Source organism: Pantoea sp. SJZ147 (genome assembly GCF_007828605.1).
Classification (GTDB): domain Bacteria; phylum Pseudomonadota; class Gammaproteobacteria; order Enterobacterales; family Enterobacteriaceae; genus Pantoea; species Pantoea allii.
In genome coordinates this window covers 115761-137835 of the sequence record NZ_VIVB01000012.1, presented here as the reverse complement: position 1 = coordinate 137835, position 22075 = coordinate 115761, and the positions used below count along the sequence as shown (strand labels likewise).

Here is a 22075-nt window from a genome sequence, read left to right as displayed (position 1 = left end):
AACGGGGGAATGTAAGGAACCGAGATGTCCAGCATAATTAACTCCGCAATGAGCGGGCTCAGTGCCGCACAGGCCGCCTTAAGCACGACCAGTAACAATATCAGTAATTACACTGTCGCGGGCTACTCGCGTCAGACCACCATTCTGGCCGAAGCAAACAGTACCCTGCAGGGGAAAAGCTATTACGGCAATGGTGTTAACGTCACCGGTGTTCAGCGTGAATATGACGGTTTTATCGCCGCTCAGCTGCGCGGATCGTCGGCCAATTATAGTGCGGCGAATACCCAGTATTCGCAGGTATCTAATATTGATGATCTGATGTCGACGTCGACCACTAACCTGTCAACGGCGATTCAGGGCTTCTTCAGCAACATGCAAAACGTGGTCAGTAACGCCAACGATCCGGCGGCGCGCCAGTCGATGCTCAGCAACTCGCAGGGGCTGGTTAACCAGTTCCAGACTCAGGCGCAGTACCTGACCAACATGCAAAACAGCGTGAACACCAATATTGCCTCTAACGTCGATCAGATTAATACCTTCACCACGCAGATCTCGAATCTCAACCAGCAAATTGCCAAACTAAGCACGGCTAACGGTGCAACACCGAATGATTTGCTTGATCAGCGCGATCAGTTAGTGAACGGCCTGAATAATATCGTTGGTGTGACAGTGTCACAGCAAGACGGCAGCTATACGGTTTCGATGGCGAACGGCACGTCACTGGTGAATGGTTTTCAGTCCACCAAGCTGGTGGCCATGCCGTCCAGCAGTGACCTGACGCGCACCACAGTAGGTTATGTCGACCCTCAGGCTGGCAACGTGGAGATTCCGGAATCGTCTCTGACCACGGGGTCGCTGGGCGGTATGCTGAGCTTCCGTTCGCAGGATCTGGACCTGGCACAAAACCAACTGGGCCAATTAGCGGCTGCCTTTACAACCAGTTTTAACACCGTGCACAAGCAAGGCTTCGACAGCAACGGTAATCAGGGCGTCGACTTCTTTAATATCGGCAGTCCTACGGTGCAGGGGAACAGCAAAAATACCTCTTCTGCCACCCTGACGGCAGCGTGGACTGACACCAGTGCCCTGCAGGCATCAAACTATACCGTCAGCTATGACGGGACAAACTGGTCAGCGACACGTTTGTCAGATAACACCAAAACCACGCTCACACCCACTACCTCGGGCGGCGCTACGACGCTTAACCTGGATGGGATGAGCCTGACGGTCAACGGCACGCCAAACGCCAAAGACAGTTTCCTGGTGAAACCGGTTCAGAACGTGGTTAACGGCATGTCAGTTGCTATTACCAGCGGATCACAAATCGCCGCGGCGGCCGCGACCGGCGGTGAGAGTGATAACCGCAATGCACAAAAGCTGCTGGCATTGCAGGATGCCAAAGTCGTTAACGGCAACGCGACGATTTCCCAGGCTTACGGCGCGATGGTGAGTACCATCGGCAACAAAACCCAGGCACTCAAAACCACCAGCACGACGCAGCAAAACGTGGTGACGCAGCTAACCAACCGCCAGCAGTCTGTTTCTGGCGTGAACCTGGATGAAGAGTACGCGAACCTGACGAAATACCAACAATATTACATGGCGAATGCGCAGGTTTTAAAAACGGCCAGCACCGTTTTTGACGCCCTGCTTAGCATCAACTAAAAGCAGAGGACATCATGCGACTCAGTACAAATATGATTTTTGACCAGCAGGTTCGCGGCGTTAGCGATGCGCAGTCCTCTTGGTTAAATGCGGGAAAACAGCTTTCCACCGGACTCAGAGTGTCTAATCCTTCAGACGACCCGATTGCCGCGTCTCGTGCGGTCGTGCTGTCGCAAACGCAGGCGCAGGCAAGCCAGTATTCTGTCGCGCGTACCTTTGCCGACCAGGGATTATCGCTGGAAGAAAACACCCTTAATGGCGTCACGAACAGCATCATGAGCGCGCAGTCGATGATTGTGGCCTCCGCTAATGGTTCCTTAAGCGACGACGACCGCGCCTCCTATGCCACGCAGCTGGAAGGGGTGCGTGCGCAGTTACTCAATCAGGTAAACAGCAAAGATGCCAACGGACGTTATATCTTTGCAGGTTACAAAACGGATAGCCCACCGTTTGTGGATGGTGCGGGCGGCGTCACTTATCAGGGCGGAACCGATGCGATTACCCAGAAAGTGGACACTGACCGTACGATGACCATCGGTCACACCGGCAACAGCATCGTGATGTCGATTACCAGCAATGCGGTGAAAGAGCCTAACGGCGGTACCAGTGAAACGAACGTGTTTAACATGCTGGACAGCGCCATCAGTGCGCTGAAAGTGCCGCAAAACGGCGCGGACGATGCGACGAAAGCCACGTTTTCTGCGGCAATGGATAAAACCAGCCGTGGCCTGAGCAACTCGCTGAACAACGTGCTCAGCGTCCGTTCCGAGATCGGTACCCAGCTGAAAGAGTTAGATACGTTGAATGCGCAGGGGGACGATCGCAAGGTAATTTATGATTCCCAGATGAGCAGCCTGGTGGACGTTGATTACACCCAGGCGATCTCCAGCTACACCATGCAACAGCAGGCGCTGCAGGCTTCTTACAAGACCTTTACCGATATGTCTCAGATGTCACTGTTTCAGTTGAATTCATAAAACGAAATTTGGGCGTACTTTAACCGGGTGCGCTTAGTTTTTCCCACCTTCCCGATAAGGGATGGTGGGATTTTTTTTGCCTGAATATTCTCCCTTTCACGGAGGTCGGTATTGATGCGTCCGGCGGCGCATCAGTCAGGGCTGAGGCTAAATCCTCTGCCCGGTATAACGACACGCTGTTGGTGGGATAAGGGGACGAGCTGGCCCGCTGGCGATGAAAGGAGTAAGGCCGTTGCAGGGGACAGGCAATGGACGGCTATGAAGGCTGGCAGAGGGTTTGACTGTCTTGCGATAAAGCCCGGAGTTTCCACATGCAGTTGCCAGGGTACAAAAGTGGCTTTCTCTTCGTAATACAGCAGACAACAGGCAATAAAAAACCCGGCCGGAGCCGGGTTTGTCGATACCGTTACCTGGCCTTAAGGCTTGGTAGCAGGTGCAGTGGCCTGATGGGTGGCGCTATGGCCGCCCGCCGATCCTCTGCCATCAAACTGGAAAGAAGGACGCTGCCAGTCACTCTGAGGCGCAGGCTCGGGTTGCCATGCAGGTGCAGGTGCCTTAGTCATCGGCGCAGAGGCAAAATGCTTCCAGCGCGTTTCGACATTGGCGTTAACCGCCTCTACAGGAACATCGCGTGCGGCAACCGGCGCATGAGGTTCGCTAACCGGAGTGAGGGTTTCCTCAGCGGCGACAGGCGCGTTTAAGACCTCTTCCACCTGGGCTTCGGTCACTGCGCTCACGTCGGTGCCGGCATGTTCTGCCGTTGCAGATTGCGCCGTTTCTACTGCGGCTGATGCTACTGCGGTTGGTGCGTTAACCTCAGGTTCTTCGGCAACGTCAGCAGGCTGTGCCTGTTGCGCGATCTCTTCAGCACTGGCTTCAGCGGCGGCTGGAATCACCGCGGGTTCATGATGAACTGGGGCTTCAATAGCCTGGGTATCATCAGTATTCACCAGAGTAACCGGGGTTTCAGCCTGCGGTTCAGCAATTTGCACCGGTGCAGCCTGGGAAGCAGGGGCTTCATCAGTCACGACAGGCAGTGCAATGGCTGGTGCCGTTTCTTCGCGGTGGTAATCTGGCGTCGTTTTCGCTGTGTCCTGAAGGGTTTGCTCTTCATTGGTTTGCGCGACCGGATAGCGAACCCAGACTTTGCCTGAGGCCATTTCAGGAGAAGCCGAGGCGGCTTCTAACGGCATGGCGGACTGCGTCGGGTAACGCTCATCACGGTAGCGACGGCGGCGCTGACCACTGACACGCAGATGACGAGGCGAACGGCGTGAACGGCGCGGCATATTGGCATTATCGCGACCGTCATGTTCCTCCGTCTCCTCAACCTGCGAGGTTTCAACAACAGGCTGAACCTGACGAGCTTCAGCAGGTTCTGCTGACTCAATAGCTGCCACCTGAGGCTGGTCAGTGTTTTCGCCAACGCGGATTTTCTGCGTCAGTTGACGTGGTTTGCGGCGTGGCATTACCTGCACGCGCTCATCTTCCTGCGCATCCACAGCGACCGGGGCTACAACCTCAACGGCTTCTTCAACCGTGGTGCTGACATCCTGCTGGGCGCGTTTTTCTTCCTGACGGCGACGCTGACGTTCAGCACGCTGTTCGCGGCGCTGTTGCTGCTGCTCATCACGTTGCTGACGGGCTTCGTCGCTCAGTACCGGACGATCGTCACGCGCTTCATTCGGCTGTGCCTGGCGCTTGTTGCGGCGATTGTCTTCACGCGGTTCGCGGTTGTCGCGAGGCTCGCGGTTATCACGAGCGTCACGGTTGTCACGAGATTCGCGGTTATCACGGGATTCACGCTGCTGCGTGCTGTCGCCATTACGTGGCGTACGCTCGCGGCGATTGTTGTTGCGGCGGTTGTTACGACGATCGCCACGCTGATTGCCATTTTCCTCTTCGCTGGCTTTCTGCGGTTCAGAAACCTCAGCAACAGGCTCGGCAGCAGCTGGGGCAGGTTCGCCAGCAAACAGTTTTTTCAATCCACCTAACAAACGGCTTACCAGGCCCGCACTGGCAGGCCCTGCTGTAGCAGCAGGGGCGGTCTCAGCAACCGACGCTGGAGCAGCGGTAACCACATCCGGAGAGGCTTCCGCAGGTGCCGGCGGCGCATCAGGCATCACAAACGCTGCCAGCGCAGGTTGCTCCGGACGGCGGCGTTCGGCATGTTCCTCTTCTGATGGCATCGCCATCTCAGCTTCATGTAGCTTCGGCAGGTGGTAACTCAGCGTCTGGGTTTCCTCACCTTTACGCACGCGTAAAACGGAGTAGTGCGGCGTTTCCATCCTGTCGTCAGGAACGATGACCGCACGCACGCCGCCCTGACGTTTCTCGATAGCATTCACTGCTTCACGTTTTTCGTTCAGCAGATAAGAGGCAACCGGAACCGGCACAATGGCATGCACTTCTTTGGTGTTATCCTTCAGCGCTTCTTCTTCGATCAGGCGCAGAATAGACAATGACAGGGATTCGTTATCACGAATGGTGCCGGTGCCGCTACAGCGCGGACAGACGTGATGGCTGGACTCGCCCAGCGATGGGCTGAGACGCTGGCGGGACATTTCCAGCAGGCCAAAACGTGAAATATGGCTGATTTGAATACGAGCGCGATCCTGACGTACGGCTTCACGCAGACGGTTTTCAACCGCGCGCTGGTGACGAACGGGCGTCATATCAATAAAGTCGATAACGATCAGACCGCCGAGATCGCGCAGACGCAACTGACGGGCAATCTCATCGGCGGCTTCAAGATTGGTATTAAAGGCGGTTTCCTCAATATCACCGCCGCGAGTCGCACGTGCGGAGTTGATATCGATGGCAGTCAGCGCTTCGGTACTGTCGATAACGATCGACCCACCGGAAGGCAAGCGGACTTCGCGCTGGAAAGCGGATTCAATTTGCGATTCGATTTGATAATGGCTGAACAGCGGGATCTCACCGGTGTAGAGCTTGATCTTGCTGGTAAAGTCCGGACGACCCAGGGCAGCGATATGCTGACGAGCCAGCTCCAGCACTTTCGGGTTATCGATAAGAATCTCACCGATATCCTGACGTAAATAATCGCGGAACGCGCGCACGATTACATTGCTTTCCTGATGAATCAGGAAAGGCGCAGCGCGGCTGTCAGCGGCTTTTTTGATGGCTTCCCAGTGCTTCAGGCGGAAACTGAGATCCCACTGCAGGGATTCGGCAGATTTGCCGACGCCAGCGGTACGAACAATCAGCCCCATGCCATCCGGGAGTTCCAGTGCCGACAAGGCTTCTTTCAGCTCGGTACGGTCATCACCTTCAATCCGACGTGAAATCCCACCCGCACGCGGGTTGTTTGGCATCAATACCAGGTAGCTACCGGCCAGAGAGATAAAGGTAGTGAGGGCCGCGCCTTTGTTGCCGCGCTCCTCTTTATCGATCTGAACAATCACTTCCTGACCTTCACGCAGCACGTCTTTAATATTCGGACGACCATGAGAGTTGTAGTGAGCAGGGAAGTATTCGCGGGAAATTTCTTTCAGGGGGAGGAAACCGTGACGTTCTGCACCGTAATCGACGAAGGCCGCTTCAAGGCTGGGTTCGATACGGGTAATTTTACCTTTGTAGATGTTGGCTTTTTTCTGTTCGTGTCCTGGGCTTTCGATATCCAGATCGTACAGACGTTGACCATCAACCAGGGCAACGCGCAACTCCTCCTGCTGAGTTGCGTTAATTAACATTCTTTTCATCGTGACGTACTCGTTATTCTTTCATGAGTGATTAAAGCTGCGGGCATAGTTACCCTGGACGAGTATCAACCGATGGCCCCGTGACTTAGTGCAATGTCGTCAACCTCACGGTTATCGACCGCGCGAGGGGCGCAAATAACGTCGGTGGCCTGTTTTTCATAAGGAACAACAGCACCAGATAGTGGAAATGCGAGAGATAATTCAGTAAACCCGAGCACTCCATCTCATGTCCAGGCCGCAACCCGCAGCCCGCTAACTGTCTGATTTCGCATTACGTCTTACGCCATTGCTGCGTGTCTGCTCAATCCGACAAAATAACTAATTTCGCTGTTTTCTTCTCTGAATCTTCAGCTAAGAAACCTAAGCATTATTCCACTGCTAACCTTCATATAGCAAGGCGACTTTAACTCACTGATCAATTTTCTTTACATTTTAAGAACCCTGCGACAGAAAGTGCGCCAGTGCTGCTGCAAATCGCAGCAATCACATTGCCCGTTCTGAGGGGACGCAGAGAGTTAAGCACAGAAAAAGGGGTGGCGCTATCAGGGGACACTATTTAGAATCGCCGCCATGAAAACAGAGAATCCCGGCGTACAATTTGTCGCCATCACGGCTGAAAATGCCGGACAGCGTATTGATAACTTTTTGCGCACCCATTTAAAAGGTGTGCCAAAAAGCATGATTTATCGCATCGTGCGTAAAGGTGAGGTGCGGGTTAACAAGAAACGCATTAAGCCGGAATACAAGCTTGAAGAGGGCGATGAGGTCCGCATCCCGCCGGTTCGCGTGGCCGAACGGGATGACGAAGCCGTGTCGCCGAAGCTGGCAAAAGTGGCTTCGCTGGCAAACGCCATCCTCTTTGAAGATGACCACCTGTTGGTATTGAATAAGCCCTCCGGGACGGCGGTACACGGCGGCAGTGGGCTAAGCTTTGGCGTGATTGAAGGGCTGCGCGCGTTGCGTCCCGAAGCCCGTTTTCTGGAGCTGGTGCACCGTCTGGACCGGGACACATCCGGTGTTTTACTGGTCGCTAAAAAACGTTCTGCCTTGCGCTCGCTGCACGAACAGCTGCGCGAGAAGGGCATGCAGAAAGATTATCTGGCGCTGGTACAGGGCAACTGGCCTTCACATTTAAAAGTGGTTCAGGCTCCGCTGCTGAAAAATATTCTACAAAGCGGTGAGCGCATGGTGCGGGTGAGCGGAGAAGGCAAGCCTTCAGAAACCCGTTTTAAAGTGGAAGAGCGCTTTGACGGTGCCACGCTGGTCAAAGCCAGCCCGGTTACCGGGCGCACCCATCAGATTCGTGTGCATACCTTACATGCCGGTCATCCGATTGCGTTTGATGACCGCTATGGCGATCGGGCGTTTGACAGCCAACTGGCTTCCACGGGGCTTAACCGCTTGTTCCTGCACGCGGCCGCGCTGACCTTTACTCATCCCAACAGCAGTGAAACGCTGCGCATGGAAGCGCCGCTGGATGATAAGTTACAGCACTGCCTGACGAAGCTGCGCCAGCAGAAGAGCTGACGCACGGGGCATCAGTCCTCTAATGGATTGATGCCTGCTTCGCGCAACATGTCGGTCAGCGCAATCAGCGGTAAGCCCACCAGCGTATTTGGATCGCGTCCCTCCAGGCGGTCAAACAAACAAATCCCCAGTCCTTCGCTTTTAAAACTGCCCGCGCACTGCAGCGGTTGCTCCTTCTTTATATACGCACGAATTTCCTGCTGGGTTAAGGTCCGGAAATGCACGGTGAAAGGTTCGCAGCAGTGCATTAAGCGCTGGCTGGCAGGGTGATATAGCGCCAGCCCGGTATAAAAGATGACGCGGTTACCGCTGGCTGCACGTAACTGTGCTTCCGCGTTTGCCTCGGTATGGGGTTTACCGGTAATCACATCATCCAGTACGCACACCTGGTCAGAGCCAATAATCCAGTGGTTGGGGTAGCTTCCGGCCAGCGCCTGCGCTTTGGCGATGGCGAGTCGCGTCACCAGTGCCTCTGCGCGTTCATTCTCTAACGGCGTCTCATCTGTTTGGGGAGAGGCGACCGTAAAAGGCAAGCCCAGCCGGGCCAGGAGCGCCTGACGAAAGGGGGAGGTTGATGCTAAAAGAATCGATGCTGTCATTTTTTTTCAATATTGATAGCGAATTGGTGACAGTCATTTTAAACTGTGCGCCGCACTGGATGCGAATAGTGGTTGAAAGATGCTGTTTAACGGCCTTTTTCTTTGACTCTATGTGATTACAAAGTTAATATGCGCGCCCTATGCAAAAGGTAAAATTACCCCTAACGCTGGACCCAGTCCGCACCGCTCAGAAACGCCTCGATTATCAAGGTGTTTATACCTCTCAACAGGTTGAGCGTGTCGCTGAGTCGGTCGTTAGTGTGGACAGTGATGTAGATTGTGTCATGTCGTTTGCGGTTGATAACCAGCGTCTGGCAGTACTGACGGGTACTGCTGAAGTACAAGTTACGCTGCGGTGTCAACGCTGCAACCAGGTTTTTCCACATCATGTACACGTAAGCTATTGCTTCAGCCCTGTGTCGTCTGACGAGCAGGCCGAGGCGTTGCCGGAAGCGTACGAGCCGGTTGATGTCAACGAGTTTGGTGAGATCGACCTGCTGGCAGTTATCGAGGATGAAGTTATTCTCGCGCTGCCTGTGGTTCCGGTGCACGATTCTGAACACTGTGAAGTGTCCGAGGCGGACATGGTGTTTGGTCAGTTGCCTGCAGAGGCAGAAAAACCAAACCCATTTGCCGTATTAGCCAGTTTAAAGCGTAAGTAATAGGAGTAAGGTCCATGGCCGTACAACAGAATAAACCCACCCGTTCTAAGCGTGGTATGCGTCGTTCGCACGATGCTCTGACCACTGCCACTCTGTCAGTAGATAAAGTTTCTGGTGAAACTCATCTGCGTCACCACATCACTGCGGATGGTTACTACCGCGGTCGCAAGGTTATCGTTAAGTAAGTTCTTTGCTTAGCAAGGCGATACCTTGGCACGTTTGACCCTGGCTATCGATGCCATGGGCGGGGACTTCGGCCCCTGCGTGACGGTGCCTGCAGCATTGCAGGCACTGGCCTCTCATTCGGAAATTATCCTTCTTCTTGTCGGAGATCCCGACATTCTCACGCCATTGCTTGCCAAAGCGGATTCCTCCTTACTGGAGCGACTGCAGGTTGTGCCTGCCGAATCAGTTATTGCAAGTGATGCGCGACCCGCACAAGCCATCCGTAACAGCCGCGGCAGTTCAATGCGAGTGGCGTTAGAGTTGGTCAAAGAAGGGCGGGCCCAGGCCTGCGTCAGCAGCGGCAACACGGGCGCGCTGATGGGGTTGGCGACACTATTACTTAAGCCGCTGGACGGCATTAAACGTCCGGCGCTTATGACCGTTTTACCCCATCAGCAGAAGGGAAAAACGGTCATTTTAGATTTAGGTGCCAATGTCGACTCTGACAGTGCGATGCTGGTGCAGTTTGCGGTGATGGGCTCAGTTATGGCGGAAGAAGTGCTGGGCATTGCGAATCCCCGTGTGGCACTTCTCAATATTGGTCATGAAGAGCACAAAGGGCTTGAAAGCATCCGCGATGCGGCGTTAAGTCTCAAGGCATTGCCGCAGATTAACTACATTGGTTATCTCGAAGGTAACGATTTACTGACTGGCAAAACGGATGTGCTGGTCTGTGATGGTTTCGCTGGAAACATCACACTGAAGACCATGGAAGGCGTAGTAAGAATGTTTCTTTCCCTGTTCAAGTCGTCAGGGGAAGGTGAAAAGCGGTCGTGGTGGCTGACGTTGCTGGGGCGCTGGATTAAAAAGCGTTTGGCCAGGCGCTTCGGGCATCTCAACCCCGACCAGTACAATGGCGCTTGTCTGTTAGGATTACGCGGGACAGTGATAAAGAGCCATGGCGCAGCAAATCAACATGCTTTTGCCGTGGCGATCAATCAGGCCGAGCAGACGGTGAGGCGGCAGGTTCCTGAACGCATTGCCGCCCGTCTGGACGCTGTATTAGCCAGGAGTGACAAAGCCTAGATGTTTACCAAAATTATCGGTACGGGCAGTTATTTGCCCAGCCAGATCCGCACCAATGCCGATCTGGAAAAAATGGTGGAGACCTCGGACGAGTGGATTGTTACCCGTACCGGCATTCGTGAGCGCCGTATTGCTGCTCCGGATGAGACTGTCGCAAGCATGGGGCATCAGGCTGCACAGCGTGCACTGGAAATGGCAGGCGTCGACGCCAATGATGTGGGGCTGATTATTGTCGCAACCACGTCTTCCAGTCATGCCTTCCCAAGCTCTGCCTGCATGATTCAGCAGATGCTCGACATCAAAGATTGTGCAGCGTTTGATCTTGCAGCGGCCTGTGCTGGCTTTACCTATGCGTTAAGCGTGGCCGATCAATATATTAAAAATGGTGCGGTAAAGCATGCGTTAGTCATCGGTGCGGATGTCCTGGCGCGTACGCTCAATCCTGACGATCGCGGTACGATCATCCTGTTTGGTGATGGTGCGGGTGCCGTGGTACTGGGTCAGAGCAAAGAGCAGGGGATCATTTCAACCCATCTGCACGCGGACGGCCGCTATGCCCAACTGCTGACGCTGCCTTATCAGGATCGTGCAAATCAGGATCAACCCGCTTATCTGACGATGGCGGGCAACGAAGTCTTCAAAGTGGCGGTAACAGAGCTAGCGCACATTGTTGATGAGACGTTGCAGGCAAACAACATTGCGCGTGAAGACCTGGACTGGCTGGTGCCGCATCAGGCTAACCTGCGTATTATTAGCGCTACGGCGAAAAAACTGGGCATGACCATGGAAAAAGTGGTGGTCACACTGGATCGTCATGGTAATACGTCAGCCGCGTCTGTGCCGAGTGCGCTGGATGAGGCCGTGCGCGATGGCCGCATCAAACCCGGACAACTTATTTTGCTGGAAGCCTTTGGTGGTGGATTCACCTGGGGTTCTGCGCTGGTTCGCTTTTGATTGACAGGAACTGAAAATGACGCAATTTGCTTTTGTTTTCCCAGGTCAGGGCTCACAGACCGTGGGCATGTTAACGGAACTGGCGGCTGCTTATCCGGCCGTTGAAGCCACGTTCCGTGAAGCTTCTGACGTCCTCGGTTATGATCTGTGGCAGTTAGTCAGCCAGGGACCTGCTGAAGCGCTAAATAAAACCTGGCAGACACAGCCTGCGCTACTGGCGGCTTCGGTAGCTATCTACCGTGTCTGGCAGCAACAGGGTGGCAAACAGCCTGCCCTGATGGCCGGTCATAGCCTGGGTGAGTACTCAGCGCTGGTCTGCGCAGGCGTGCTGGATTTTGCGGACGCCATCAAGCTGGTTGAACTGCGTGGTAAACTGATGCAGGAAGCCGTGCCAGAAGGCACCGGCGCTATGCAGGCGATCATCGGTCTTGATGATGCAGCCATTGCAAAAGCCTGTGAAGAGAGTGCGCAGGGCGAAGTCGTTTCGCCGGTAAACTTCAACTCGCCAGGTCAGGTGGTGATCGCCGGTAACAAAGATGCGGTTGAACGCGCGGGTGCAGCCTGCAAAGCGGCAGGTGCAAAACGTGCGCTCCCGTTGCCGGTAAGTGTTCCTTCCCACTGCGCGCTGATGAAGCCAGCAGCCGATAAACTGGCGCTGACGCTGGAAAACATCAACTTTAATGCGCCAGTGGTACCGGTTATTAATAACGTGGATGTAAAAGCAGAAACGGACGCCGACGCGATTCGTCATGCGTTGATTCGTCAGCTTTACAGCCCGGTACGCTGGACAGAAAGCGTCGAGGCCATGGCCGCTCAGGGCGTCACTCAGCTGTTTGAAATGGGACCAGGTAAAGTCCTTACCGGTCTGACAAAACGCATTGTAGACGGCCTGTCCGCAGCAGCGGTGAACGATACTGCGTCATTGACTGCGGCGCTTGCACAGGAATAAGAGGAAAATCATGAGCTTTGAAGGTAAAGTAGCGCTGGTAACTGGCGCAAGCCGCGGCATCGGCCGTGCGATTGCAGAAACCCTGGCCGCACGCGGTGCGAAAGTGGTCGGTACTGCAACCAGCCAAAGTGGTGCCGATGCTATCAGTGATTACCTTGGCGATAAAGGACAAGGTCTGCTGTTAAACGTGACGGATGCCGCTTCTGTAAACAGTGTTTTAGAGAAAATTCGCGCGGAATTTGGCGAAGTGGACATTTTAGTCAATAATGCAGGCATTACGCGTGATAATCTACTGATGCGTATGAAAGACGATGAGTGGCAGGATATCCTTGATACCAACCTCACATCGGTATTCCGTCTTTCTAAGGCGGTGATGCGTGCCATGATGAAAAAGCGCATGGGTCGTATCATCACCATCGGTTCTGTTGTTGGAACCATGGGCAATGCGGGTCAGGCAAACTACGCTGCAGCAAAAGCAGGTTTGATTGGCTTTAGCAAATCACTGGCGCGGGAAATCGCGTCACGTGGCATTACCGTCAACGTCGTGGCTCCGGGCTTCATAGAGACCGACATGACGCGGGCACTGAACGAAGATCAACGTTCCGGTATTCTGGCGGAGGTCCCAGCGGGTCGCTTAGGCGAAGCGCAGGAAATTGCTAATGCCGTTGCATTCTTAGCCTCTGACGAAGCAGCCTACATCACGGGTGAGACGCTGCACGTCAATGGCGGCATGTATATGGTCTGATAATTACGAAATCATTTGCATTATTTGCGGATAAAACCGCACAATAGCGTAAAATCGTGGTTCGACCAGCCGGGATTTTGTTGCATCTTTTTCAACATTTTATACACTACGAAAACCATCGCGAAAGCGAGTTTTGATAGGAAATTAAATAGTATGAGCGATATCGAACAACGCGTTAAGAAAATCATCAGTGAGCAGCTGGGTGTGAAAGAGGAAGAAGTGACCAACTCTGCATCTTTCGTAGAAGACCTTGGTGCCGATTCTCTTGATACCGTTGAGCTGGTAATGGCTCTGGAAGAAGAGTTTGATACTGAAATTCCAGACGAAGAAGCTGAGAAAATCACTACCGTTCAGGCAGCGATCGACTATATCAATAGCCATAAAGGCTAATGAATATCTTCAGGCGGTCAATTGACCGCCTGAGTTTTATGTTTGCCCCTCAATAGTCATTTTTATCCCTCCCTGGAGGACGAACGTGTCTAAGCGTCGTGTAGTTGTGACTGGTCTTGGCATGTTGTCTCCTGTCGGCAATACCGTAGAGTCTACCTGGAGTGCTCTCCTTGCCGGTCAGAGCGGCATTAACCTGATCGACCATTTTGATACCAGCGCCTATGCAACACGTTTTGCAGGTCTGGTAAGAGATTTCAATTGCGATGACTTTATCTCTCGTAAAGATCAACGCAAGATGGATGACTTCATTCAGTACGGCATCGTGGCAGGCATTCAGGCCATGCAGGACAGCGGTCTGGTTGTGACCGATGAAAATGCAGGCCGGGTTGGCGCAGCAATTGGTTCGGGCATCGGTGGTTTGGGTCTGATCGAAGACAACCATACTTCTCTGGTGAACGGCGGCCCGCGTAAAATTAGCCCATTCTTTGTGCCTTCCACGATAGTCAATATGGTGGCGGGTCATCTCACCATCATGTATGGCTTAAAAGGCCCCAGCATTTCCATTGCGACCGCCTGTACTTCTGGCGTGCACAATATCGGTCATGCTGCACGTATCATCGCGTATAACGATGCTGATGTGATGCTGGCGGGCGGTGCGGAAAAAGCCAGTACGCCACTTGGCGTAGGTGGATTCGGCGCGGCGCGTGCGCTGTCGACGCGCAACGAAAACCCTCAGGCGGCAAGCCGTCCCTGGGATAAAGACCGTGATGGATTTGTACTGGGTGACGGGGCGGGCATTATCGTACTGGAAGAGTACGAGCATGCTAAGAAACGTGGCGCAAAAATCTACGCGGAAATCGTGGGCTTTGGGATGAGCAGCGATGCTTATCACATGACCTCACCGCCGGAAGACGGTTCAGGTGCAGCCGCTGCAATGATCAACGCGTTGCGTGATGCGCAGATGACGCCAGACAAGATTGGTTACGTCAATGCACACGGTACTTCAACGCCAGCGGGTGACAAAGCAGAAGCCCAGGCCGTGAAATCGGTTTTTGGTGCAGCAGCCAGGACGGTGATGGTCAGCTCGACCAAATCCATGACCGGCCATCTGCTGGGTGCGGCGGGCGCGGTTGAGTCGATTTATTCGATTCTGGCCCTGCGCGATCAGGCGGTTCCACCGACGTTGAACCTGGATAACCCTGACGAAGGCTGCGATCTTGATTTCGTACCGCATACCGCACGTCAGGTTTCGGGACTGGAATACGCACTCTGTAACTCCTTCGGCTTCGGCGGCACCAACGGCTCGCTGATTTTCCGTAAAATCTAAACATCACGTTTATGATTGCTGTAAAGGCCCGCAATGCGGGCCTTTTTTCTATTCAGTGGCCCTTAAAAAACGATAAAATCACGGCCATCGCTGAACAACATGCTGACACCGGAGTAAGGGCAATGTGGATAAACGGCACTGAACAACCCCATCTGGCGGCCAGCGATCGCGCCGTACAGTTTGGCGACGGCTGCTTTACCACCGCCGCCGTCTGCCAGGGCAAAATCGTCCTGTTTGACATGCATATGCAGCGGTTGCAGCAAAGCTGTGAACGGTTGTGGCTGAGTGGTGTTGACTGGTCTGCGCTGGCGCAGGAGATGCAACAGGCGGCGAGCGGACATGACAGGGCAGTGCTTAAAGTCATCCTCAGCGCCGGCAGCGGTGGGCGCGGCTACAGCCGCACAGGCTGTAGCGGCCCCACGCGAATCGTCTCGGTATCCGCCTGGCCAGCGCATTATGCAAGGTTACAGCAAACCGGCGTCAAACTGGCCGTCAGCCCGGTACGTCTGGCTCGGCAGCCACAGTTTGCCGGTCTTAAGCACCTGAACCGGCTGGAGCAGGTGATGATTCGTGGCCATCTTGAGCAGACAGACGCTGATGAGGCGCTGGTGCTTGACACTGAAGGTTGGGTGGTGGAATGCTGTGCGGCTAATTTATTCTGGCGAAGCGGCGGCGCACTTTTTACTCCGGCGCTGGATCAGGCGGGCGTTGACGGCATTATGCGGCGGAGTCTGATAGCGGAAATGCGTGCCGCAGGCCAAATTTGTCAGGTGGTACAGGCGGGATTAGCGCAGCTACTGGCAGCTGATGAAATCGTCATATGCAATGCGCTGATGCCGGTATTATCCGTTCGACAACTTGATGCGGTGGAATTCAACCAGCGCACCTTGTTTAACCAGCTACAGGCAAGCTGTAGAAAGATAATGGAAGCATAATGAGCCGAAGCAAAAAAATAATGGTGAGCGTGCTGGTCATCCTGCTCATCGCGGCAGCCGTAAGCTACTGGCAGGTGAAACAACTCGCTGCCAGCCGCTTAACCCTTTCCCAGGAACAGATCTATACGTTGCCGGCAGGGACCGGTCGCGTCGCCTTAGAAGCGCAGCTGGAAAGCCAGCACATCATTCCTCACAGCATCTGGTTTGGTGCATTGCTTAAACTTGAGCCAGAGCTGGCCAAATTTAAAGCCGGAACCTATCGCCTTGAGCCGTCGATGACGGTACGCAGCTTGCTGGAGCTACTGGCCAGCGGTAAAGAGGCGCAATTCCCGCTACGCTTTGTTGAAGGTCAGCGTTTGCAAGAGTGGCTGAGTGAATTACGCAAAGCGCCCTATGTGAAACATACGCTGGAGGACGACAAGTACGCGACCGTTGCCAGCACGCTCAAGCTGGACGAAAACGAACTCGAAGGCAGCTTCTTCCCGGACACGTACCTTTATACCGCCAATACCAGCGATGTCGCCTTACTGGAACGCGCGCATCAACGGATGAAAAAGGCTATTGATGAAGTCTGGCAGGGCCGGATGGATAACCTGCCGTATAAAAATGAGCAGGAGATGGTCACCATGGCGTCGATTATCGAAAAAGAGACTGGCGTAAGCGAAGAGCGGGCCAAAGTGGCCTCTGTGTTTATTAATCGTCTGCGCGTGGGGATGCGTTTACAAACCGATCCTACCGTGATCTATGGCATGGGAGCGGCCTATACTGGCACGCTGACGCGCAAAGATCTGGAAACGCCGTCGCCGTACAATACCTATATCATCAGTGGCCTGCCGCCGGGGCCCATCGCGATGCCAGGCAAAGCTTCCTTAATCGCGGCCGCGCATCCTGAAAAAACCGACTATCTCTATTTTGTTGCGGATGGCAAAGGTGGGCATACCTTCACCACTAATCTTGCCAGCCACAACAAGGCCGTGCAGGCCTACCGGCTTGAGTTAAAGGAAAAAAATGGACAGTAAGTTTATCGTTATTGAGGGCCTGGAAGGCGCAGGGAAAACCACAGCGCGCGATGCGGTTGTCGCAACACTGCGCGCCAGTGGCATAGAGGACATTGTCTTTACCCGCGAACCCGGTGGTACACCGCTGGCAGAACAGCTGCGCGTGCTGGTCAAGCAGGGCATAGCGGGCGAGCAGGTCACCGATAAAGCGGAACTGTTGATGCTTTATGCCGCGCGCGTACAACTGGTGGAAACGGTGATTAAACCCGCACTGGCGCGCGGTGCCTGGGTGGTAGGGGACCGCCATGATCTCTCGTCCCAGGCTTACCAGGGCGGTGGTCGCGGGCTGGATGCGGAACTGATGCGTACCTTACGTGATACGGTGCTGGGGGATTTTCGTCCTGACCTGACGCTGTATCTTGATGTCACGCCGGAAACCGGATTACAGCGTGCCCGCGCTCGCGGGGAATTAGATCGGATTGAGCAGGAGTCACTGCGCTTTTTTGAACGCACACGTGATCGCTATCTGGCGCTGGCTGCTGCGGACGACAGCATCCTGACGATCGATGCTACCCAGCCGCTTGAGCAGGTGACCCGCGCGCTGCAATCCACCCTGACGGCCTGGCTGGCGGAACAGCAGGCATGAACTGGTATCCCTGGCTAAATCAGCCTTATCGCCAGGTGATTGGTCAGCATCAGGATGGCCGTGCCCATCACGCGCTGTTAGTTAAGGCGATTGATGGTATGGGTGATGACGCGCTGGTGTGGGGAATAAGCCGCTGGCTGATGTGTCTGCACCGTGACGGATTAAAAAGCTGTGGCCACTGCCATGGCTGCCAACTGATGCAGGCAAATACCCATCCTGACTGGTACCGGTTGGAAGCAGAAAAAGGCAAAGCCACATTGGGCATTGATGCCGTGCGGCAGGTAACGGAAAAAATGTATCACTATGCGCAGCAGGGCGGGGCCAAAGTGGTATGGCTACCGGATGCGGCACAGCTCAGTGAAGCGGCGGCCAATGCCTTACTGAAAACCCTGGAAGAGCCGCCGGCGAATAGCTGGTTTTTTTTGAGCAGCCGGGAACCGTCCCGCCTGCTGGCCACGCTACGAAGCCGCTGCATGGTGCTGACGTTGCCACCGCCGGACGAAAACGTGAGTCTGGCCTGGCTCAGAAAGCAAGGCGCGCATGATGAGGCGAACTTACTGGCGGCGCTGCGACTGAGCGCCGGTGCACCTGGCGCGGCGCTGGCCCTGCTGGAGGACGGACTCTGGCAGGCACGGCAAAAACTGTGCGATTCCCTGGCGAGTGCTCTGCAACAGGACATTCTGCAACTGCTGCCAGCGCTGAACGCTGACAATGGTGCGGCGCGTATCGGCTGGCTGCTGTCATTAATACTGGATGCGATGAAATGGCAACAGGGCGCGAGCCAGTGGCTCACCAACGTGGATCGCCAGGACGTGGTAGCGATGCTGGCGCAGCATTTCTCGCAAACGGCGCTCAATAACAGCGCCCATGACTGGATGCGCTGCCGTGAAACGTTGTTACAGGTTACGGCAGTGAATCGTGAACTCCTGTTAACTGACCGGTTACTGAGCTGGGCGGACGATCTGAAGCCCCACGTACCTGGCTAATTTACTGAGAAAAATATGTTTATTGTTGATTCCCATTGTCATCTCGATGGCCTGGATTATGAAAAAAACCATCACGATCTCGATGATGTCATTGCCAAAGCGGCGGCGCGTGACGTCCGGTTTATGCTGGCGATTGCCACGACCTTACCCGGCTTTAGCACCCTGAAAGCGCTGGTAGGCGAGCGTGAAAATATCGCGCTCTCCTGCGGCGTGCATCCGCTGAACCAGGAAGCGCCGTATGATGTCGAGTTATTCCGTCGTCTGGCCGCCGACCCTCAGGTGGTTGCGCTGGGCGAAACCGGGCTGGATTACTACTATCAGCAGGAAACCAAAGCGCAGCAGCAGCGATCGTTTCGTGAACACATCCGTACCGGGATTGCGCTGAACAAGCCCATTATTGTGCATACGCGTGATGCACGTGAAGACACGCTGGCCATCCTGAAGGAAGAACAGGTCGAACGTTGTGGCGGTGTACTACACTGTTTTACGGAAGATCAGGCGACAGCGGCAAAGCTGCTGGATATGGGTTTCTACATCTCCTTCTCAGGCATTGTTACTTTCCGCAATGCAGAGCAGATTCGTGACGCGGCGCGCTATGTACCGCTCGATCGCATTCTGGTCGAAACGGATTCCCCTTATCTGGCCCCCGTGCCGTACCGGGGTAAAGAGAACCAGCCTGCTTACACGCGAGATGTTGCTGACTATTTAGCGGTGCTAAAGGGCGTGGACATTGAAACCTTAGCGGCAACCACCACCCGGAACTTCTCTGAGCTGTTTCATATTCCAATGAGCCGCCTGACCAGCGCATCCTGATTTATTTCAGGTGCTGTAATAAATACGAAATATTATTGGTTGACCCTGTTTTTTTCATACAGGGTCAATTTTTTTGCCTGAAAAATACTCAATAAAATCACTATTGTTACGTGCTTTAGCGTTCTGATTTGCGAAACGTGATAGCCGTCAAAGTAACGAAGGGTAATTTATTTTACCCTTCGTAATAAATCAAAATGGCGGATAACGCCAACCGGTAAAGCACCTCCCTCTTTACCACGCGCGCTGCGCGAAAAACGCACACATACTCAGGAGTTTCACGCTATGTTTAAAAACGCTTTTGCCAACTTACAAAAAGTTGGTAAATCGCTAATGCTACCGGTATCGGTTCTGCCGATCGCCGGTATTTTATTAGGTGTGGGTTCAGCCAATTTCAGCTGGTTACCTACGGTGGTCTCGCATGTCATGGCGGAAGCGGGTGGATCGGTCTTTGCCAATATGCCCCTGATTTTCGCCATTGGCGTGGCACTGGGCTTTACCAACAACGACGGGGTTTCAGCCCTGGCCGCGGTTGTCGCTTACGGCATCATGGTGAAAACCATGGCGGTGGTGGCACCTTTAGTGCTGCATCTTCCTGCGGCGGAAATTGAGGCGAAACACCTTGCCGATACCGGGGTGCTGGGCGGCATTATTGCCGGCTCCATTGCCGCGTATATGTTCAACCGTTTCTATCGCATTAAGTTGCCTGAATATCTGGGCTTCTTTGCCGGTAAGCGCTTTGTACCGATTATCTCCGGTCTGGCGGCGATTGCGATGGGTCTGGTACTGTCGTTTATCTGGCCTCCGGTCGGTTCCGCGATTCAGGACTTCTCCCAGTGGGCGGCGTACCAAAACCCGGTTGTGGCATTTGGTATTTACGGCGTAGTAGAGCGTGCGCTGGTGCCATTTGGTCTGCACCATATCTGGAACGTTCCCTTCCAGATGCAGATTGGTGAGTACACCAATGCCGCAGGTCAGGTATTCCACGGTGATATCCCACGCTATATGGCGGGTGATCCGACTGCGGGTAAACTTTCCGGTGGCTTCCTGTTCAAAATGTACGGCCTGCCTGCCGCGGCGATTGCCATCTGGCATTCCGCCAAACCTGAGAACCGTGCCAAAGTGGGCGGTATCATGATCTCCGCTGCGCTGACCTCGTTCCTGACCGGTATTACCGAGCCAATCGAGTTCTCGTTCATGTTCGTTGCGCCAATCCTGTATGTCATTCACGCGCTTCTGGCAGGTCTGGCATTCCCTATCTGTATCCTGCTCGGTATGCGTGATGGCACCAGCTTCTCGCACGGACTGATCGACTTTATCGTCCTTAGTGGTAACAGCAGCAAAATCTGGCTGTTCCCTATCGTCGGTATGATTTATGCCGCAATTTACTACACCGTTTTCCGTGTCCTGATTGTTAAGCTGGATCTGAAAACGCCAGGACGTGAAGACAGCGCAAGCGAACAGTCTTCTTCAGCGACCGGCGGTGAAATGGCGGGCAAACTGGTGGCTGCATTCGGTGGTAAAGAGAACATCACTAACCTTGACGCCTGTATCACGCGTCTGCGCGTCAGCGTCGCCGATGTGAGCAAAGTGGATCAAACTGAACTGAAAAACCTCGGTGCGCGTGGCGTCGTGGTGGCAGGTTCAGGTGTTCAGGCGATTTTCGGCACAAAATCCGACAACCTGAAAACCGATATGGATGATTACATCCGTAGTATGTAAAAAGGCGTAGCGCCGTTTTGCACCGCGATAACCGCGTTGAGTCACTGCTCAACGCGGTTTTTTTTGCCATTTGGATGAGCCTGAAAGAAGGCTGTGCTAAACGGCTCTAAGAGGCATCAGAGGGCTTCGCGAGTCACAAATTTTGCCGTGGTCTGCAATAGCTGGTCCGATAACAGTTGCAAATTTGCGGTCGCCGTCGCCGTTTCTTCCACCCGCGCCGCATTTTGCTGTGTATCGCTGTCCATCTGCGCGACAGCAATAAGCGGCCAGGCAGGCAATAAAAGAAAGTGTGAAAATTAGGGCGGAAGGCGGCGAGAAAAGGGGGGGAATAGTTTTCGCGCCCAGGCAAACCGCGGAATGCGTTAAACACAGCCAGTTGGTATAAGAAAAAACAGCCTGAGGTTGAAAGAAAACGAATTTCTCCCGCATACTGAGGTATTACCCTCCAGGCTAAAGGAATTGCTCTATGGCTGAAGAAACGATTTTCAGTAAAATTATCCGTCGTGAAATTCCCGCCGACGTGGTGTATCAGGATGAACTGGTCACGGCCTTCCGTGATATTTCACCTCAGGCGCCCACGCATATCTTGATTGTGCCCAATATCCTGATTCCGACCGCCAATGATGTTGAGGCGGCACACGAGCAGGCACTGGGAAGGATGTTCACGGCTGCCGCGAAGATAGCCCGTGAAGAAGGCATTGACGAGCAGGGCTATCGCCTGATCGTTAACTGCAATAAACATGGCGGTCAGGAAGTTTACCATATCCACATGCATCTGGTGGGCGGCAAGCCGCTTGGCCCGATGCTGTCACACTGATCCCTTAAGGGAACCTTGCTATGCGTTCATGGTTGATCTGCCTGCCTGTTGTGCTGCTGAGCCTTACCGGTTGCAGCAGCGATAAACCGATGATTAATACGTCGCAGTCGCTGGTGATGGAGTCCTCGGTGCTCTCGGCGGGCATTATTACTGACGAGCCGACGCTGGATGACCACGACGGTCAGAAACGCGCCAGCAGCGTACTCTACAATCAGCGTGAAACGCCGGTGGTTGTGCATTATCGTTATTACTGGTACGACGACAAAGGGCTTGAAATAACGCCGCGTGAACCCGCACAGATCGTCACGGTTCCCCCGAACGGAAGCATTGCTGCCGTCTCGCAACTGGGTAACCTGACGGCCAGCAAGGTTCGTCTCTATATCTATCTCTGAG

Annotated in this window: 21 protein-coding genes; 19 read left to right on the top strand and 2 right to left on the bottom strand. The window is 54.1% G+C overall.

Annotated elements, in window-relative coordinates; translation table 11 throughout:
- Positions 1–24 precede the first annotated feature (24 nt).
- Both flgK and flgL read left to right on the top strand, forming a co-directional pair.
- On the top strand, positions 25–1665 hold the full coding sequence (gene flgK / locus FBY13_RS17810) for a flagellar hook-associated protein FlgK (protein ID WP_145394795.1): 1641 nt from the start codon (positions 25–27) through the stop codon (positions 1663–1665).
- Between the two features lie 14 nt (positions 1666–1679).
- Positions 1680–2642 carry a flagellar hook-associated protein FlgL gene (flgL, locus tag FBY13_RS17805; protein ID WP_063879072.1) on the top strand — a complete coding sequence of 321 codons (963 nt, stop codon included), beginning with the start codon at positions 1680–1682 and terminating at the stop codon, positions 2640–2642.
- A gap of 416 nt (positions 2643–3058) precedes the next feature.
- Here the strand turns inward: flgL and rne are convergent, their stop codons facing one another.
- Entirely contained in the window at positions 3059–6364 is a 3306-nt protein-coding gene (gene rne / locus FBY13_RS17800; RefSeq protein ID WP_145394794.1) for a ribonuclease E, read from the bottom strand.
- A gap of 570 nt (positions 6365–6934) precedes the next feature.
- Between rne and rluC the strand changes: the two genes are divergently transcribed.
- Positions 6935–7891, top strand: coding sequence for a 23S rRNA pseudouridine(955/2504/2580) synthase RluC (gene rluC, locus FBY13_RS17795; RefSeq protein ID WP_145394793.1), 957 nt, complete (start codon positions 6935–6937; stop codon positions 7889–7891).
- Positions 7892–7902: 11 nt separating this feature from the next.
- Here the strand turns inward: rluC and FBY13_RS17790 are convergent, their stop codons facing one another.
- Positions 7903–8490 (bottom strand): nucleoside triphosphate pyrophosphatase, encoded by a 588-nt coding sequence (locus FBY13_RS17790; protein WP_145394792.1) that lies wholly within the window; start codon positions 8488–8490, stop codon positions 7903–7905.
- 140 nt (positions 8491–8630) lie between these two features.
- Between FBY13_RS17790 and yceD the strand changes: the two genes are divergently transcribed.
- The 16 genes from yceD to FBY13_RS17710 all read left to right on the top strand — a co-directional run bounded on the left by yceD (position 8631) and on the right by FBY13_RS17710 (position 22074).
- Complete coding sequence (yceD, locus tag FBY13_RS17785; protein WP_063879076.1) at positions 8631–9152, top strand: 23S rRNA accumulation protein YceD; 522 nt, start codon at positions 8631–8633, stop codon at positions 9150–9152.
- 14 nt (positions 9153–9166) lie between these two features.
- On the top strand, positions 9167–9337 hold the full coding sequence (gene rpmF, locus FBY13_RS17780; protein ID WP_013025362.1) for a 50S ribosomal protein L32: 171 nt from the start codon (positions 9167–9169) through the stop codon (positions 9335–9337).
- A 25-nt stretch (positions 9338–9362) separates the two neighbouring features.
- Entirely contained in the window at positions 9363–10403 is a 1041-nt protein-coding gene (plsX, locus tag FBY13_RS17775) for a phosphate acyltransferase PlsX (protein WP_063879077.1), read from the top strand.
- Positions 10404–11357, top strand: coding sequence for a beta-ketoacyl-ACP synthase III (locus FBY13_RS17770; RefSeq protein ID WP_145394791.1), 954 nt, complete (start codon positions 10404–10406; stop codon positions 11355–11357).
- Positions 11358–11373: 16 nt separating this feature from the next.
- Positions 11374–12306, top strand: a complete 933-nt coding sequence (fabD, locus tag FBY13_RS17765) for an ACP S-malonyltransferase (RefSeq protein WP_145394790.1) — start codon at positions 11374–11376, stop codon at positions 12304–12306.
- Positions 12307–12316: 10 nt separating this feature from the next.
- The gene (gene fabG, locus FBY13_RS17760) at positions 12317–13051 is read left to right on the top strand and encodes a 3-oxoacyl-ACP reductase FabG (RefSeq protein ID WP_014593428.1); all 735 of its coding nucleotides are present in this window, start codon (positions 12317–12319) and stop codon (positions 13049–13051) included.
- Positions 13052–13204: 153 nt separating this feature from the next.
- Positions 13205–13441 (top strand): acyl carrier protein, encoded by a 237-nt coding sequence (gene acpP, locus FBY13_RS17755; protein ID WP_003849865.1) that lies wholly within the window; start codon positions 13205–13207, stop codon positions 13439–13441.
- A gap of 85 nt (positions 13442–13526) precedes the next feature.
- Positions 13527–14768, top strand: a complete 1242-nt coding sequence (gene fabF / locus FBY13_RS17750; RefSeq protein ID WP_063879080.1) for a beta-ketoacyl-ACP synthase II — start codon at positions 13527–13529, stop codon at positions 14766–14768.
- Positions 14769–14890: 122 nt separating this feature from the next.
- Positions 14891–15703 (top strand): aminodeoxychorismate lyase, encoded by an 813-nt coding sequence (pabC, locus tag FBY13_RS17745; RefSeq protein WP_186440831.1) that lies wholly within the window; start codon positions 14891–14893, stop codon positions 15701–15703.
- The gene (gene yceG, locus FBY13_RS17740) at positions 15703–16722 is read left to right on the top strand and encodes a cell division protein YceG (protein WP_145394788.1); all 1020 of its coding nucleotides are present in this window, start codon (positions 15703–15705) and stop codon (positions 16720–16722) included. Before pabC ends, yceG begins: the two co-directional genes overlap by 1 nt.
- The gene (gene tmk, locus FBY13_RS17735) at positions 16712–17347 is read left to right on the top strand and encodes a dTMP kinase (RefSeq protein WP_063879083.1); all 636 of its coding nucleotides are present in this window, start codon (positions 16712–16714) and stop codon (positions 17345–17347) included. Before yceG ends, tmk begins: the two co-directional genes overlap by 11 nt.
- Positions 17344–18333, top strand: a complete 990-nt coding sequence (gene holB / locus FBY13_RS17730; protein ID WP_145394786.1) for a DNA polymerase III subunit delta' — start codon at positions 17344–17346, stop codon at positions 18331–18333. The genes tmk and holB overlap by 4 nt, the downstream gene beginning before the upstream one ends.
- Positions 18334–18348: 15 nt before the next feature.
- Positions 18349–19146, top strand: coding sequence for a metal-dependent hydrolase (locus tag FBY13_RS17725; protein WP_145394784.1), 798 nt, complete (start codon positions 18349–18351; stop codon positions 19144–19146).
- Between the two features lie 282 nt (positions 19147–19428).
- Complete coding sequence (gene ptsG, locus FBY13_RS17720; RefSeq protein WP_063879086.1) at positions 19429–20865, top strand: PTS glucose transporter subunit IIBC; 1437 nt, start codon at positions 19429–19431, stop codon at positions 20863–20865.
- Between the two features lie 466 nt (positions 20866–21331).
- The gene (gene hinT / locus FBY13_RS17715; protein ID WP_063879087.1) at positions 21332–21682 is read left to right on the top strand and encodes a purine nucleoside phosphoramidase; all 351 of its coding nucleotides are present in this window, start codon (positions 21332–21334) and stop codon (positions 21680–21682) included.
- A gap of 20 nt (positions 21683–21702) precedes the next feature.
- Complete coding sequence (locus FBY13_RS17710; RefSeq protein ID WP_063879088.1) at positions 21703–22074, top strand: YcfL family protein; 372 nt, start codon at positions 21703–21705, stop codon at positions 22072–22074.
- Position 22075 lies beyond the last annotated feature (1 nt).